General features: G+C 72.5%; 12 protein-coding genes. 7 read left to right on the forward strand and 5 right to left on the reverse strand.

Going from position 1 to position 15,018, the window contains the following annotated elements:
* Window positions 1-44: 44 nt before the first annotated feature.
* Together ACFYPG_RS19965 and ACFYPG_RS19970 are read right to left on the reverse strand one after the other, a co-directional pair.
* Window positions 45-740, reverse strand: a complete 696-nt coding sequence (locus tag ACFYPG_RS19965) for a response regulator (protein ID WP_387353293.1) — start codon at window positions 738-740, stop codon at window positions 45-47.
* Complete coding sequence (locus ACFYPG_RS19970; RefSeq protein WP_387353295.1) at window positions 737-2,329, reverse strand: ATP-binding protein; 1,593 nt, start codon at window positions 2,327-2,329, stop codon at window positions 737-739. Before ACFYPG_RS19970 ends, ACFYPG_RS19965 begins: the two co-directional genes overlap by 4 nt.
* A 93-nt stretch (window positions 2,330-2,422) precedes the next feature.
* On the opposite strand from ACFYPG_RS19970, the gene ACFYPG_RS19975 reads away from it, so the two are divergent.
* Window positions 2,423-3,805, forward strand: a complete 1,383-nt coding sequence (locus ACFYPG_RS19975; protein WP_387353297.1) for a cation:dicarboxylate symporter family transporter — start codon at window positions 2,423-2,425, stop codon at window positions 3,803-3,805.
* A 153-nt stretch (window positions 3,806-3,958) separates the two neighbouring features.
* On the opposite strand, the gene ACFYPG_RS19980 is transcribed toward ACFYPG_RS19975, so the two are convergent.
* Window positions 3,959-4,600, reverse strand: coding sequence for a hypothetical protein (locus ACFYPG_RS19980; RefSeq protein WP_387353298.1), 642 nt, complete (start codon window positions 4,598-4,600; stop codon window positions 3,959-3,961).
* Between the two features lie 182 nt (window positions 4,601-4,782).
* Here ACFYPG_RS19980 and ACFYPG_RS19985 point away from each other — a divergent pair, with 182 nt between their 5' ends.
* The 3 genes from ACFYPG_RS19985 (at window position 4,783) to ACFYPG_RS19995 (ending at window position 9,568) form a co-directional block, all read left to right on the forward strand.
* Entirely contained in the window at window positions 4,783-6,195 is a 1,413-nt protein-coding gene (locus ACFYPG_RS19985; protein WP_387353300.1) for an FAD-dependent oxidoreductase, read from the forward strand.
* Window positions 6,196-6,282: 87 nt separating this feature from the next.
* On the forward strand, window positions 6,283-8,445 hold the full coding sequence (locus ACFYPG_RS19990; RefSeq protein WP_387353301.1) for an FUSC family protein: 2,163 nt from the start codon (window positions 6,283-6,285) through the stop codon (window positions 8,443-8,445).
* 85 nt (window positions 8,446-8,530) lie between these two features.
* Window positions 8,531-9,568 (forward strand): aminotransferase class V-fold PLP-dependent enzyme, encoded by a 1,038-nt coding sequence (locus tag ACFYPG_RS19995; protein ID WP_387353303.1) that lies wholly within the window; start codon window positions 8,531-8,533, stop codon window positions 9,566-9,568.
* 49 nt (window positions 9,569-9,617) lie between these two features.
* Here the strand turns inward: ACFYPG_RS19995 and ACFYPG_RS20000 are convergent, their stop codons facing one another.
* The gene (locus ACFYPG_RS20000; RefSeq protein ID WP_387353305.1) at window positions 9,618-10,139 is read right to left on the reverse strand and encodes a peptidoglycan-binding protein; all 522 of its coding nucleotides are present in this window, start codon (window positions 10,137-10,139) and stop codon (window positions 9,618-9,620) included.
* Window positions 10,140-10,227: 88 nt separating this feature from the next.
* A complete protein-coding gene (locus tag ACFYPG_RS20005; protein ID WP_238670770.1) occupies window positions 10,228-11,400 on the reverse strand; it encodes an acyl-CoA dehydrogenase family protein in 1,173 nt (390 codons plus the stop codon).
* A gap of 196 nt (window positions 11,401-11,596) precedes the next feature.
* Here ACFYPG_RS20005 and ACFYPG_RS20010 point away from each other — a divergent pair, with 196 nt between their 5' ends.
* The 3 genes from ACFYPG_RS20010 (at window position 11,597) to ACFYPG_RS20020 (ending at window position 14,949) form a co-directional block, all read left to right on the forward strand.
* On the forward strand, window positions 11,597-12,253 hold the full coding sequence (locus ACFYPG_RS20010) for a TetR family transcriptional regulator (RefSeq protein ID WP_355007300.1): 657 nt from the start codon (window positions 11,597-11,599) through the stop codon (window positions 12,251-12,253).
* Between the two features lie 69 nt (window positions 12,254-12,322).
* Entirely contained in the window at window positions 12,323-13,777 is a 1,455-nt protein-coding gene (locus tag ACFYPG_RS20015) for an aldehyde dehydrogenase family protein (protein WP_355007301.1), read from the forward strand.
* Window positions 13,774-14,949, forward strand: a complete 1,176-nt coding sequence (locus ACFYPG_RS20020; protein ID WP_387353308.1) for an alcohol dehydrogenase catalytic domain-containing protein — start codon at window positions 13,774-13,776, stop codon at window positions 14,947-14,949. Before ACFYPG_RS20015 ends, ACFYPG_RS20020 begins: the two co-directional genes overlap by 4 nt.
* The last annotated feature ends 69 nt before the right edge of the window (window positions 14,950-15,018 follow it).

Here is a 15,018-nt window from a genome sequence, read left to right on the forward strand (position 1 = left end):
TGCGTGGCACCTCGCCGCCGATGTCGGGCGGAGTTGTTCCATGCTCAACGGGGTCGATACTCGACCTCGGGGCGGCCGGGGGTGCCGTAGCGGGGGGTGCGGGCGGCCCGGTCGACGGTCACCAGGTACTCCAGGTAGCGGCGGGCGGTCACCCGGGAGATGCCGGTCAGCGCGCTCACCTCGGTCGCGGACAGCCCGACCTCCGTGCGGGTGCCGTCGGTGAGCGCGGCGCGTACCCGATCGAGGGTCTGCGCGTCGAGCCCCTTGGGCAGGCTGTGCCCGGCGGTGCCGCGCAGGGTGGCGAACATCTGGTCCACCTCGTGCTGGGCGGCGACCTCGCCGTCGGCGAGCGCCTGGGCGCGGTAGTCGGCGTACCGCTCCAGCTTGTCGCGGAACGCGGCGAACGTGAACGGCTTGAGCAGGTAGTGGGTCACCCCGAGGGACACCGCGGTGCGCACCACCGCCAGGTCCCGCGCGGACGTCACCGCGAGCACGTCGACGCTGCTGCCGGCCGCGCGCAGCGCCCGGCAGACGTCCAGGCCGTGCAGGTCGGGCAGCCGAAAATCCAGGAGTACGAGGTCCACGTCGCCGCCGCCGCCCGCGCGCAGGGCCGCCATCGCCGCCCGCGCGGTGTGCGCCACCCCGACCACCACGAAACCGGGAACCCGTTCGGTGTACGCGCTGTGCGCCTCCGCCAGCAGCGGCTCGTCCTCGACGACGAGTACCCGGATGGCGCTCATGACCGCCCTGTTCTGCCCGGCAGCCGAACGGTGAACAGGCTGCCGCCGTCGTCGGAGCGACAGACCTCGGCGCTACCGCCGTGCCGGCGTACCACCTGGCCGACCAGCGCCAGGCCGAGACCCCGACCGGTGCTCTTGGTGGACCAGCCGCGCCGGAACGCGTCGGCGACCCGTTCAGGTGCCAGACCGGGGCCGCTGTCGGCTACCCGAACCACCAGCTCGTCACCGGTAGCGCCGACGAAGACCCGCACGCGGCGCGGCGCCGGCGTACCGGCCACCGCCTCCAGGGCGTTGTCGACGAGGTTGCCGACAACGGTGAGGAGATCTCCGGTCGGCAGTGGGCTGTCGTCGAGGCGGCAGTCCGGCTCGATGACCAGATCCACTCCGCGCTCGCCGGCCTGTGCGGACTTGCCGAGCAACAGCGCCGCCAACGCCGGCTCGGTGACCGCGCCGACCACCCGGTCGGTCAACTGTTGGGCGAGGGCCAGGTCCCGGGTGCCGAGCCGGACGGCCTCGTCGGCGCGACCCAGCTCCACCAGCGTCAGCACGGTGTGCAGCCGGTTGGCCGACTCGTGGGTCTGCGCCTGCAACGCCTCGGTCAACGCGCGCACCGAATCCAGCTCGCTGGCCAGGGTGCGCAGCTCGGTCTGGTCGCGCAGGGTCAGTACGGTGCCGAGCACCGCGCCCTCGAAGCGGGTGGTCCGCTGGTTGGCGACGAGCACCCGGTCACCGGCGACGATCGGCTCGTCGCGGGCGTCGCGGCCGGAGCCGAGCAGCTCGGCCGCCGCGGGCGGCAGGTCGATCCCGGCCACCGGCTGGTCGATGACTGGCGCGTCCGCGTCGAGCCCCAGCAGCCGGCGGCCCTCGTCGTTGACGAGCGCCACCCGACGATCGGTGGTGAGCACGACGAGACCTTCCCGCACCGAGTGCAGAACGGCGTCGTAGTACTCGTACATCCGGGTCATCTGGGCCGGCCCCAGACCGTGTGTCTGGCGGCGGAGCCGGCGGCTGAGCAGCCAGGAGCCCGTCGCGGCGAGGGCCAGAGCCGGCGTGACCACACCGAACAGCACCGGCAACTGGCCGAGCAGCTTCTTGTCGATCGCGCGGGTGGTGATGCCCACCGAGACCAGACCGACGAGGCGTCGCTGCTCGTCGTACACCGGAACGACCGCGCGCACCGACTCGCCGAGCGTCCCGACGTTGGTGGTGGTGAACGGGCGGCCCGCCAGAGCGGGCCCGATCTCGCCGACGAACGGCTCGCCGATCCGGTCCTTGGTCGGGTGCGAGAAACGGGTGCGGTCGGGGGCCATCACCACCACGAAGTCGGTGCCCGTGGCCTTCCTTGTCGATTCGGCGTACGGCTGGAGGACCTTCGCGGGGTCGACGGTCGTGAGGGCCTCGCGGACGTCGGGGGAGTTGGCCACGGTCTGCGCCACCGCGAGCACCTCCTCCTGCGCGGCCTGGCGGGAGTCGCTGCGGGCCAGCCAGACGGCGCCCGCCGCGCCGGCCAGCACGAGCAGCGTCACCACCATCGCCTGGAGGGCGAAGAGTTGCCCCGCGATGCTCCACTGGCGTCGGGCCACCTTCACCACCCTCCTCAGTCGCGCCACCGTTTCCGCCAACGCGGTGAACAGAATGACCGCAAGGCTGTCAACGGGTGAGACGCGCTTCACATTGTCGACATGGACACCACCGCATCCGCCACCACCCCGGCACCGGCGGTCCGCCGGGACCGTACCCGTTACCTGTATCTGGCCGTCATCGTGGCCGTGGTCGCCGGCATCGTGGTCGGCCTGGTCGCCCCCGGTTTCGGCAAGGAACTCAAGCCGATCGGCACCGGCTTCGTCAACCTGATCAAGATGATGATCAGCCCGGTCATCTTCTGCACCATCGTGCTCGGCGTCGGCTCCGTACGGCAGGCCGCGAAGGTCGGCAAGGTCGGCGGCCTGGCCCTCGGCTACTTCCTGACCATGTCGACGGTCGCGCTCGCCATCGGCCTGGTCGTCGGCAACCTCATCCACCCCGGTTCGGGCCTGAACCTCGGCCCGGACCTGGTCGGCTCCGGTAAGGCCGCCGCCGGTGACGAGGCCGCCGGTACGGCCGACTTCCTGCTCGGGATCATCCCGACGACGCTGCTCTCCTCGCTCACCGAGGGCAAGGTGCTCCAGACGCTGCTGGTCGCCCTGCTGGTCGGCTTCGCCGTACAGGCCATGGGCCGGCGGGGTGAGCCGGTGCTCAGCGCCATCACCGTCATCCAGCGGGTCGTCTTCAAGGTCCTTGCCATGATCATGTGGCTGGCGCCGATCGGCGCGTTCGGCGCGATGGCCGCCGTGGTCGGCGCGACCGGCGTGGACGCCCTCAAGAGCCTCGCCCAGATCATGGTGGGCTTCTACGCCACCTGTCTGATCTTCGTGCTGGTGTTCCTGGGCGCGCTGCTGTGGTTCGTGGCCCGGATCTCGATCTTCTCGCTGCTGCGTTACCTGGGCCGGGAGTTCCTGCTGATTTTGTCGACCTCGTCGTCGGAGTCGGCGCTGCCGCGGCTGATCGCGAAGATGGAGCACTTCGGTGTGAGCAAGCCGGTCGTCGGCATCACGGTGCCGACCGGCTACTCGTTCAACCTGGACGGTACGGCGATCTACCTGACCATGGCGTCGCTGTTCATCGCCGACGCGCTGGGCAAGCCGCTGGCCATCGGCGAGCAGATCTCGCTGCTGCTGTTCATGATCATCGCGTCGAAGGGCGCTGCCGGGGTCACCGGCGCCGGGCTGGCCACGCTGGCCGGCGGCCTCCAGTCGCACCGGCCGGACCTCGTCGACGGGGTCGGGCTGATCGTCGGCATCGACCGGTTCATGTCGGAGGCTCGGGCGCTGACCAACTTCGCCGGCAACGCGGTGGCGACGGTGCTGGTAGGAACCTGGACCGGCGAGTTCGACCGGGAGCGGGCGACCGCGGTGCTGAGCGGCAACGACCCGTTCGACGAGGCCACCATGGTCGACGAGCACGACGACGAGGCGGCGTCCCGCCCCGACGAGAAGGAGACCACGCCGGCCGGAGTCCCGGCCTGAGTCGAGGCGTGGACCCGGGGTCGCGGCGGCGCAGTGCCGCAGCGACGCCGTCCCCCCGTTGATCAAGAGGTTTGCGTCACGACACCCCGGGATAGGTGACGCAAACCTCTTGATCAACCAGGGCTGAGGTGGGGTGGGCGTGCGCGTGCAGGGCTAGGGGGCGGTGGTCTTGTCGCAGGGGACGCCGATGCCGACGTCGACGCGGTCGGTTTGGCCATTCGACGTCACGATGAGTGGTACGCAGGCGACCTGCGCGACCCAGGTGCCGCCGACGAAGGCCAACCACTGAGCCTGCCCACCCTCCGGCAGGCAGGCGTGCACCGTGACGGTCGCCGCGGGCGTGCCGGTGCCGCCCCAGCCGAGCCGGGCCTTGTCCTGCCAGCCCGGTGCCACCCGCAGGTCGGCGACCGTCCCGGCGCGGACGACGAGCCCCCACTTGGCGAACAGCCGTGCCGCCGGATCGGCCTCCCCGGAATCCTCCGCCGACATCACGGGGGCGGTGGGCACCGCCACGTCTTCGCCCACCAACCGGTAGCCCGCCGGCGGTGCTGGCAGCGTGTCAACCGATGTCGTGCAGGGTGGCCCACCACCACTGGCGTCCGTCGACGGCGCCGCACCGGTGGCCGGCGGGGTGGCGTGCCGGCGCGAGTCACCCGCCGGCGTGCAGGCGGCCAGGGCGGCCACCACCAGGCTCAGGAAGCCCCACCAGGCGACCGGCCTGGTTCGGCTGCCCGGCCCGGGGTCCGGAAGGGCCGGGGCACGCGGGGGCCGGGTCGCACCGGCATGGGCACTCATCAGACATTTATAGCTGGTCGCCGGATCCGGCGCGGTCCTGGCCGGCAGGGCTCGCCGCCCATCTGACCACCGCATCCGGGGCGCCAACTCGAAATGGCGGGCCAACTCAGCGCTGACGGCTGGCGTCGCGATGGTTACGGTCGTGAATGCCGAGGTTTCCCGACCGTTCGAGGAGTGATCGCATGCCCGCCTCTCCGTCCCGGCTCTTCGCCGAGATAGCGACGGCCGAACCACCCGCCGAGACCAGAGTGGTCATGCGACGGGCGGTGGTGCTCGGTGGCAGCATGGCCGGGTTGCTGGCGGCCCGGGTGTTGAGCGACCACGCCGAGGAAGTGCTGATCATCGAACGGGATCCGTCCGATGTCGACGCCGGTCCACGGCCGGGCGTGCCCCAGGGCAGTCAGGTGCACGCGCTGCTGCCCGCCGGTCAGGTCCAGTTGGAGCGCTGGTTCCCCGGCATCGCCGACGAGGCGCTCGCGCTCGGCGCCCCGCCACCACCGAACGACCCGGGCACCGCGAAGGTCTACGTGAACGGCATGTTGGGTCTGCCGCCCGCGGCGACCGGCACCGGTCCGGCGCTGATCACCACGCGTCCGTTCCTGGAGGCGCTGGTCCGCCGACGCACCCTCGCCATCGACAACATCCGCATGGTGTACGGCCGGGCCGAGGGTCTGCTCTTCGACGAGCGGCGGGTCAATGGCACCCGGTACGTGCCCGAGGGCGGCACCGCGCCCGTCGTCGAAGCGGCGGACCTGGTGGTCGACGCGATGGGGCGGTCCAGCCGGTTGAGCGACTGGCTGGCCGAGCACGGGTGGCCGCGCCCGCCGCTGCACCGCATGCCGATCAAGCTGAACTACGCCACGGCGCTCTTCAAGCGCGACGAGGCGGTCAGCGACGCCTGGGTGGCGGTCTTCCACACCATGGCGGGCAAGGGGCGTACCGCCCGGATCGGTGGGATCAACTCGGTCGAGGGGGACCGCTGGATCATGCTGGTGGCCGGCTACGACGGGGACCGGCCCAGCCGTGACGTCGCCGACTTCACCGCCCGTTGCCGGGAGCACTACCCGCAGATGTTCGGCGACATCGCCGAAAACGGGGAGATGCTCGGCGGGGTGGTCACGTACCACCAGGCGGACAGCCGACGCCGAGACTTCCACAAGCTCGACCGTCTGCCCGCCGGGTTGGTCGCGACCGGCGACGCGGTCGCCTCCTTCAACCCGGTGTACGGCCAGGGAATGACCTCCGCGACACTGCACGCCTCCTGCCTGTCGAAGTACCTGCGCTCCGGTCCGAAGCCGCACGACGAGCCCGCGCACGCGTACTTCGACCAGGTCCGCGTGGTGGTCGACGCCGCCTGGCAGATCTCCACCACCGCCGACATCGAGCTGCCGCACGTCGACGGGCCGTACCCGCCTGGCTACAAGGTCACCAAGTGGTTCGGGGATCTGCTCTTCCGGGCGTCGCTGACCGACCCGGTGCTCAACGCCCGGCTGGGTCGGGTCACCACCATGCTCGACCACCCGGCCGCCCTGAGTCGCCCCGGCACCCTGTTCCGGGCCCTCCGGCTCGGCCTGCTCGGCGGCTCCCGGCGGTGATTCGTCGCCAAACGCTCCGCCGGTCGCGAGGCGCGGTGAAGAATGGTGGGCCGGGGAGGGTTGCCGCGACGAACCGGGGGAGCGGTAGTGCTCGCAACCAGCCTCCTTGGCCGGCTTCGCCGCCGTGACCCGGGTGACGCCGTCCTGCGGCGCGCGGTCCGGCTGACGCTCGTCGCGTCCGTCGTCTTCTACGGCTGCCGGTACGGGGCGGGCAGCTCGACGCTCGCCACGTACGGATTGTTCGGCACGATCGCCGCCGGGTCGTTCGCGCAGCTACCTGGTCCGGCGCCGCAACGGGCGCGGATCCTCGTGCTGTCGCTGCCGGTGATGTGGGCGCTGATCGCGGTGGGCTCGCTGTTGGCGTGGAGCACCTGGGCGGCCGCCGGTGGCATGCTGGTCGTCGGGTTCGTGGTGGCGTTCGCCGGGGTCGGCAACCCGCGCCTGGTGGGGTTGGCCAGCGCGTTCCAGCTCTTCTACATCCTGGCGTCGTTCCCGCCGTACCAACCGGACACCCTGCCGGAGCGACTCGGTGGGGTGACCCTCGCCGTCGTGCTGCTCGCCGCGGCCGAGGTGTTCCTCTGGCCCGACCCGGTGCCGGTCTCCTACCGGCAGCGCCTGGCCGAGGCGGCCGACGGCATCGCCGCCTTCCTCGACGCCACCGCCGAGCGGCTGACCGACCCGCACGCCGCCGTGGGTGATCGGGACGCGCGACGCGAGCGGGCGCACGACGTGGTGGCGGCGATCGCGCTGAACCGCAGCCCTCCGGCGTGGGCGCCCACCGCGGCGGGCGCCCAGGATCGGGCGTTGCGGATCTGCGGGGCAGCGTTACGGGAGGTGCTCGCCGACGCGGACCGGTTGGCGGCGGCCGCCCCGCCGGAGCCGATCCCGGACCTGGCAGCGGCGCGTCTGCTGCGCTCGTGCGCGGACACCACCCGCGCGGCCGGCCGGAGCCTGTCGCCGGGTGCCCCGGCGGTGGCCCCGGCCGACCTGGACGTGGCGGTCGGACGAGCCGAGGCGGCGTACCCGGTGGGTTCCGGCCAGGTCCGCGACGCGCCGGACGTACCCCGGTTGTGCCGGGACGCGACGGCGCTGGCCCTCGCGGACCAGGTGCGGGTCTTCGTCGTCGGTTCCCGGGTGGCGACCGGGGCGCGGATCGGCGGCGACGACTCCTCGGAGCTGTTCGCGTACGCCCGGCGCAGCCCGTGGACGCTGTACTGGTGGCAGTTCCGCTCACACCTGGCACCGCGCTCGGCCCACCTGCACAGCTCGCTGCGGCTGGCCGTGGCGCTCGCCATCGCCCGGGTGGCCGCCGGGGTCTTGGAGCTGACCCACGGGTTCTGGGTGCTGCTGGCCACCCTCACGGTCCTGCGCACGTCCGCCGCCGACACCCGCACGGCGCTGCGCCCGGCCGTGCTGGGGACCATCGTCGGTGCGGCCGTCAGCGGCGGGGTGATGCTCGTCGTCGACGAGCCGATCGTGTACGCCGTCGTCCTGCCGGTCACCCTGCTGCTGGCCTTCGGCGTCGGCCAGCTACTCGGCCCGGTGTGGCAGCAGGCGCTGTTCACAGTGCTGCTGACAGTCGTCTTCGCCCAGCTCAGCCCGGAGGGGTGGCGGCTCGCCGAGGCGCGCCTCGTCGACGTGCTTCTCGGCGCGGTGATCGGCGTGCTCGCCGGGGTCGCGATGTGGCCGCGCGGCGCGGGCCACGACCTGCGGCGCAACGCCACTCGCTACCTGGCGGCCAGCGCGGACACTGTCGAACAGACGGTCCAGGCGATCCTCGGTGACGCTCCGCCGCCCTCGGGCGCCCTCGACCGGGTCCGTCGCCGGATGGTCCTCATCGACTCGTCGTACTGCCAGTACCACTCGGAGCGGCACGATCCGCACCGGCAACAGGTGAACTGGGACGCCGTGCTGAGCGCCGGGCACCACGTCGCGCCCGGAGCGGAGTCACTGCTGCGGCGCAACCCGCCCGGCTGCCTGGCCGGTTGGCCCGGGGCGGCGACGCTCCTGCGGGACTCCGCCGGACGCCTGCGATCGGCGTACGACGCCCTCGCCGATGACGTCGCCAACGGCCGGGCATCGGACCGGGAGCCCGTCTCGACCACCTGCGTCGACCAGTTGGACCGGATCCGTCCGCTCCTCGGCGAGGCCGACCATCAGTCGGTCCGGCACCTGGTGGAGGTCGACAGGTGGCTCGCCAGCCTCGCCGACAGTCTCGCCCGGATCCACCCGCCCGCCCGCCGCCGATGAGCCGGCTCCCGGCCCGCCACCGGACGGGCCGCCGATCGCCGATTGGTAGTGCCCGTCGCGCGTCGTTCGGCCTAGCGTCGAGGGCATGGAGATCGAGCAGGCGCAGAAGCTGTGGGAGCCGGAGCCTGGCTGGTTGAACACCGCCAGCTACGGGTTGCCGCCGGAGCCGGCGTGGGCGGCGTTGCAGGAGGCTCTCGCGGTCTGGCGGGTCGGCCGTACGTCGTGGGAGGGCTGGGGCGAGTCGACGAGCCGGGCTCGGGTCACCTTCGCCGGCCTCATCGGGGTGCCGGTCGCTGACGTGGCCGTCGGCGCGGCGGTGTCCCAGCTCCTCGCGCCGGTCGCGGCGGCGCTGCCGGCCGGTGCCACTGTGGTGGTCCCCGAGGTTGAGTTCACCTCGAATCTCTTCCCCTGGCTGGTGCAGGAGGAGCGTGGCGTCAAGGTCCGCGTGGTGCCGCTGGGGTCTCTGGTCGACGCCATCGACGCCGATACCGACCTGGTGGCGTTCAGCCTGGTGCAGTCGGCCGACGGGGCGGTCGCGCCGTACGACGAGATCGTGGCCGCGGCCCGCGCGCACGACGCGCTGGTGGCGGTGGACGCGACCCAGGCGTGCGGCTGGCTGCCGTTCGACGGCAGCCGGGCCGATGTGGTGGCGGTGGGCGGCTACAAGTGGCTGATGAATCCGCGCGGGACCGCGTACGCCTATCTGGCCCCCGGGTTGCGCGAGCGGCTGCGTCCCGACGCGGCCGGCTGGTACGCGGGCCGCGACCCGCACGCCTCCTACTACGGCCCGCCGCTGCGGCTGGCCGACGACGCCCGCCGGTTCGACATCTCACCGGCCTGGTTCAGCTGGGTCGGTGCGGCGCCCGCCTTGGAGGTGGTCGCCGAGATCGGCGTGCCGGCGATCGGGGCGCACAACGTGGCGCTGGCCAACCGGTTCCTGACCGGGCTGGGCCGGGAGCCGGGGGAGAGCGCCATCGTCACCGTGGACGTGCCGGACGCGGAGCAGCGTCTGGCGGCGGCCGGTATCCGGGCGGCGGTGCGGGCCGGACGGGTGCGGGCCTCGTTCCACATCTACTCCACCGAGGCCGACGTGGACGCCTCGTTGACGGCGTTGACCGGCTGAACCTGGCGCCGAGGACGGCCGGGCGCGCGACCGGCCGTCCTCAGCCGCGTCAGGAGCAGACGCTGAAGGTCGCCGCGGTGTACGAGAGGGCTCGCCACTCCAGATCGATCCCGAGGCTCATGTCCCACGTGCCGTCGGCGAGGCGACCGAAGTGAAGGATGTTGCTGCCGGCTCCGTCGTAGTAGAACCACCCCTCGCCCTCGTACACGGCGAGTCGGGTCGCTGCCCTGGCGAGCGTCCGGGGGCCGACGACGCCGTCACCGACGAGGCCCCGAGCGGTCTGCCACTTCCTGGTGGCGGCGGTCGTCGCCGGTCCGAACCGGCAGTCGACGCCCGAGCGGGCGAGGTAACCGTCCGCCCAGAGGATCAACTGCCACATCGCGACGACGTTGTTGTACGAGCGGGTCGACGCGGAGATGGGCCCCTCGTCGTTCCAGTCGTCGGTCCAGGTGCCCGAGCCCGCGACGTACCCCTGGCTGACGTTGGCCGACGCCGGCGCGGCCGGGATGGCGATGGCGCCGACCGTGGCGACGACGATCGCCGTCGCCACGGCCCTGATTCGTAGGTGCATGGAACATCCCCCTCTGGCTGAATGGCAGCTGTCATGGGGGTAGATGACCGGCGGACCCACTTTGTTCACGACGGGCGGACATTCGACGTCAGGCCAGGTGGCCACCGATCTTCGTGTAGCCGCGCAGCAGGTCCCGCGAGATGATCAGCCGCTGCATCTCGTCGGTGCCCTCGAAGATCCGGTAGAGCCGGACCTGCCGGTACCAGCGTTCGATCGGCAGCTCCCGGGTGTAGCCCATGCCGCCGTGGATCTGGAGCACCCGGTCGACCACCCGGTTGACCATGCCGGCGCCGTAGAGCTTGCCCATCGACGAGGCGTGCCGGGGGTCGAGGCCCGCGTCGACCGTCCACGCCGAGCGCAGCACCAGCCAGCGGGCCGCCTCCAGCTCCGTCTCGGAGTCGGCGATCATCCACTGGATGGCCTGGTTGGTGCCGATCTTCGTGCCGAAGGTCTCCCGGGTGTTGGCGTACTCGATGGCCATCTGCAACACCCGCTCGGCGATGCCGATGGCGTGCGACGGGATGGTGTAGCGCCCCTTGCCGATCCACTCCATGCCGAGCGTGAAGCCCTGCCCGATCTCACCGAGGATGTTGCGGTGCGGCACGCGTACGCCGTCGAAGATGAGTGACGCGGGCCCACCCTCACCCATCGTCTGGATGAACTCCGAGCGCCAGCCCATCGACCGGTCCACCAGGAACGCGGTGGCGCCGCCGTTGCGGGCGCCCTTCTCCCGGTCGGTCACGGCGACCACGATGGCGAAGTCGGCGTCGTGACCGCCGGTGATGAAGGTCTTCTCGCCGTCGAGGATCCAGTCGTCGCCGTCCCGGCGGGCGGACAGCCGGATGTTGGCCGCGTCGGACCCGGCGCCCGGCTCGGTGATCGCGAAGCAGGAGCGTCGTTCGCCCTCGATGGTCGGGATGAGGAACTCCCGCTTCTGCTCCTCGGTGGCGTGGAACAGGATGTTGTCCGCCTCGCCGCCGAAGCGGAACGGCACGAACGTGCGGCCCAGCTCGGTCCAGATCAACGACTGGAGTACGGCTGGCAGGTTCATTCCGCCGTACTCCTCCGGGGTGGCCAGGCCCCAGAAGCCGAACTTGCGCGCCTTGAGTTGCAGTTCGCGCACCTCGGAGTGGTCGAGGCCCGGCTGGTGCGCCCGTTCCCGGCGGAGCACCTCCGCTTCCAGGGGCATCACCTCACGGGTGATGAACGCGCGCACGGTGTCCCGGACGGCGCGTTCCTCGTCGGACAGTGCGAAGTCCACGGTTCCCCCTCGGTCGGCGTGGTGGTGCGCCGCCACGGGCCGTAGCGGTCCCTCATAAACTAGCGGTGTAAGTTTTCATTCGTCCAGACCCCTTCTCCGGCCGACGTGGTGACGCCCGCCCGCAGGCGGTCCCCGATAGGGTGCGTGAACAGGTGGTTCCCACGGGGAGGGACACCGCAGACCGAGGAGTTCTGACGTGCCCCGACCTCGACGGCCTCTGCTCACCCGCGACCGGATCGTCGAGACGGCGCTCGCGCTGATCGACGCCGACGGGCTGGACGCGCTCTCCACCCGCCGACTCGCCGCCGCGCTCGGCGTGCAGGGTCCCTCGCTCTACAACCACTTCGCCACCAAGGACGAGATCCTCGACGCGGTCGCCGACACGGTCACCGGTGCCGTCGACACCAGCGGCTTCGCCAGCCGGGAATGGCTGGCCGCGCTACGGGACTGGGCGTGGTCGTACCGGCGGGCGCTCACCGCGCATCCGAACGTCGTGCCGTACCTGGCGCAGGGCCCGGGTCGTCGACCGGCGGCCCTCGCCATGGCGGACGCGGTCTACGGAGGGCTGGTCCGGGCCGGTTGGCCGCCGGCCCGCGCCACCCACATCGGCGCGGCACTGCGGTACTTCGTGGCCGGGTCGGCGCTCGGCTCGTTCGCCCGCGGTTTCGTCGAGGACCCCGAGCTGTACGCGGCGCACTACCCGCACCTGCGCCAGGCCCACCGGCTCGCCGAGCACCAGCAGAGCGTGGACGAGGGAGCCTTCGCCCTCGGCCTGGACGCACTGCTGCACGGTCTGGCCGCCGAGTACACCCGCACCGTCGACACGGTGGAGTCCGCCCGGCCCGACGGGTAACGTCCAAACTCCCAGCGCTAGTTTCATCGCCCGTCGCACCCCATCGCCCACCCCCCTCGAAGGGACGACATGGACCTCGCCGCCCCGCCGTCGCTGTTGCCCGACTCCCTGCGCCTGCGGCGTCACCTGCACGTCGGCGGGGAGTGGACCCCTCCCGCCGACGCCGGCCTCATCGACGTGGAGAACCCGAGCACCGGGGAGCTGATCGGGCAGGTGCCGGCCGGCACCCCGGCCGACGTGGATCGCGCCGTTGCCGCGGCCCGGTCCGCCTTTCCCGGCTGGTCGGCCGCCACCCCCGCCGAGCGCTCCGCCCACCTCGACCGGCTGCACGCGGCGCTCACCGCCCGCGCCGACGACCTCGCCCGCACCATCGCCGTCGAGCTGGGATCTCCGCTCAAGCTCGCCACCCGGGTGCAGGTCGGGCTCCCACTGACCGTGCTGCGCGACCACGTCGCGCTCGCCGCCCGCGCGCCGGTCGAGGAGAGCATCGGCAACTCCCTCGTCGTCCGGGAGCCGATCGGCGTGGTCGGCGCGATCACCCCGTGGAACTACCCACTGCACCAGGTGATGGCGAAGCTCGCACCCGCCCTGGCCGCCGGCTGCACTGTGGTGCTCAAACCCAGCGAGCTGACCCCGTTGACCGCGTACCTGCTCTTCGACGCGGTCGCCGAGGCCGGCCTGCCGCCGGGCGTGCTCAACCTGGTTCCCGGCACCGGGCCGGTGGTAGGTGAGGCGCTCGCCGGGCACCCCGACGTCGACCTGGTCTCCTTTACCGGCTCCACCGCCACCGGCGCGCGAATCATGCGGCTCGCCGCCGACCGGATCGCCCGGGTCGCGCTGGAGCTGGGCGGCAAGTCCGCCAACGTGATCCTCCCCGACGCCGACCTGGCCACCGCCGTCAAGGTGGGCGTCGGCAACGCCCTGCTCAACTCCGGGCAGACCTGTACCGCCTGGACCAGGATGCTGGTGCACCGCGACCGGTACGACGAAGCCCTCGACCTGATCGCCGCGGCGGTGGCCGGCTACCGTCTCGGCGAACCGTTCGACCCGGCGACCCGGCTCGGCCCGCTGGTCTCCGCCGCCCAGGCCGAGCGGGTGCGAGGCCACATCGACCGGGCCCTCGCCGACGGCGCCCGGCTGGTCGCCGGCGGGCCCGACGCCCCCGTGCCGACCCGGGGGCACTTCGTCGCCCCGACCGTCTTCGCCGACGTGCACCCCGACAGCGCGCTCGCCCAGGAGGAGGTCTTCGGCCCGGTGCTCGCCGTCATCCCGTTCGCCGACACCGACGAGGCGGTCGCCATCGCCAACAACTCGAAGTACGGGCTGGCCGGCGCGGTCTGGTCCGCCGACACCGACGCGGCGCTCGCGGTGGCCCGGCGGCTGCGTACCGGCGCTGTCGACATCAACGGCGCCCCGTTCAACCCGCTCGCCCCGTTCGGTGGCTACAAGCAGTCCGGCCTGGGCCGGGAGTTGGGCGTGCACGGGCTGGCCGAGTTCTGCGAGCTGAAGGCGATCCAGCGATGACCGATTCCGGGCTGTCCCCGGCCGTGCCCGCAGGCCGGCCCGAGCTGTCCCCGGCCGTGCCGGGTGGCGGCACCGGGCCGGCGTCCGCGCCGGTCATCGTTCGCGCGCTGGTCGCGCGCGGCTCCGGCGCCGAGCTGAGGGTCGAGCGGGTACGCCTGCCCGCGCCCGGCCCCGGCGAGGTGCGGGTGACGATCAGGGCGGCCGGTGTCTGCCACTCCGACCTGTCCATGGTCAACGGCACCCTCGCCGCGAGGTTCCCGCTGGTGCTCGGGCACGAGGCGACCGGTGTGGTGGCCGAGGTCGGGCCGGGCAGTCAGCTGACCGTCGGCACACCGGTGGTGCTCAACTGGGCGCCAGCGTGCCGGGCCTGCTGGTGGTGTCGGCGTGGCGAGCCGTGGCTCTGCGCCGACACCACGGCCCCGACCGTGTCGCGCGGCGAGACCGACGACGGGGTCCCGTTGCACCTGACCCTCGGCCTCGGCGCGCTCGCCGAGGCGGTGGTGGTACCCGAGCGTGCCGTCATTCCGATCCCCGCCGGGCTGCCGCCCGAGCAGGCCGCACTGCTCGGCTGTGCGGTGCTCACCGGCGTCGGTGCGGTCCGGAACACCGCCCGGGTGACACCCGGCGAGTCGGTCGCGGTCGTCGGGCTCGGTGGGGTCGGGCTCGCCGTGCTCAGCGCGGCCCGCCGGGCCGGTGCCACGACGATCCTGGCCATCGACGTCGCCGAGGCGAAACGGGACCTGGCGCTCGCCGCCGGGGCGACCGACTTCCTGCTCTCCGACGACCGGCTCTCCAAGGAGGTGCGGGCGCGCACCGAGAGCCGGGGCGTCGACCACGCCTTCGAGTGCGTCGGTCGGGCCGCCACCATCCGCGCCGCCTGGCGGCTGACCCGGCGCGGGGGAGCGGTGACAGTGGTCGGCATGGGCGCCAAGGACGACATGGTCAGCCTGGGCGCGCTGGACATCTTCCACTCCGCGCGCACCCTGCGCTCCTCGGTGTACGGCTCGTCCGATCCGGACCGGGAGGTGCCGGTGCTGGCCGCCGAGCTCGCCGACCGCGCACTGGATCTGGGCGTGCTGGTCAGTGGGACGATTCCGTTGGACGAGGCGCCCGCCGCGTTCGACCGGTTGGCCCGGGGTGAGGGCGCCCGCTGGGTGGTCACGCTGGACTGACGCTGGTCACCGCCGGGATCTCAGCACGTCGAGGATCTCAGCACGTCGACCTCGCAGCCTGGTGCCCAC

The organism is Micromonospora sp. NPDC005553, assembly GCF_042871765.1.
Lineage (GTDB): Bacteria > Actinomycetota > Actinomycetes > Mycobacteriales > Micromonosporaceae > Micromonospora.

Bases quoted from the DNA above. Each gene is read 5' to 3' on its own strand.
- ACFYPG_RS19965 (WP_387353293.1), bottom strand. From the start codon at position 740: ATGAGCGCCATCCGGGTACTCGTCGTCGAGGACGAGCCGCTGCTGGCG.
- ACFYPG_RS19975 (WP_387353297.1), top strand. From the start codon at position 2,423: ATGGACACCACCGCATCCGCCACCACCCCGGCACCGGCGGTCCGCCGG.
- ACFYPG_RS19980 (WP_387353298.1), bottom strand. From the start codon at position 4,600: ATGAGTGCCCATGCCGGTGCGACCCGGCCCCCGCGTGCCCCGGCCCTT.
- ACFYPG_RS19985 (WP_387353300.1), top strand. From the start codon at position 4,783: ATGCCCGCCTCTCCGTCCCGGCTCTTCGCCGAGATAGCGACGGCCGAA.
- ACFYPG_RS19995 (WP_387353303.1), top strand. From the start codon at position 8,531: ATGGAGATCGAGCAGGCGCAGAAGCTGTGGGAGCCGGAGCCTGGCTGG.
- ACFYPG_RS20000 (WP_387353305.1), bottom strand. From the start codon at position 10,139: ATGCACCTACGAATCAGGGCCGTGGCGACGGCGATCGTCGTCGCCACG.
- ACFYPG_RS20015 (WP_355007301.1), top strand. From the start codon at position 12,323: ATGGACCTCGCCGCCCCGCCGTCGCTGTTGCCCGACTCCCTGCGCCTG.
- ACFYPG_RS20020 (WP_387353308.1), top strand. From the start codon at position 13,774: ATGACCGATTCCGGGCTGTCCCCGGCCGTGCCCGCAGGCCGGCCCGAG.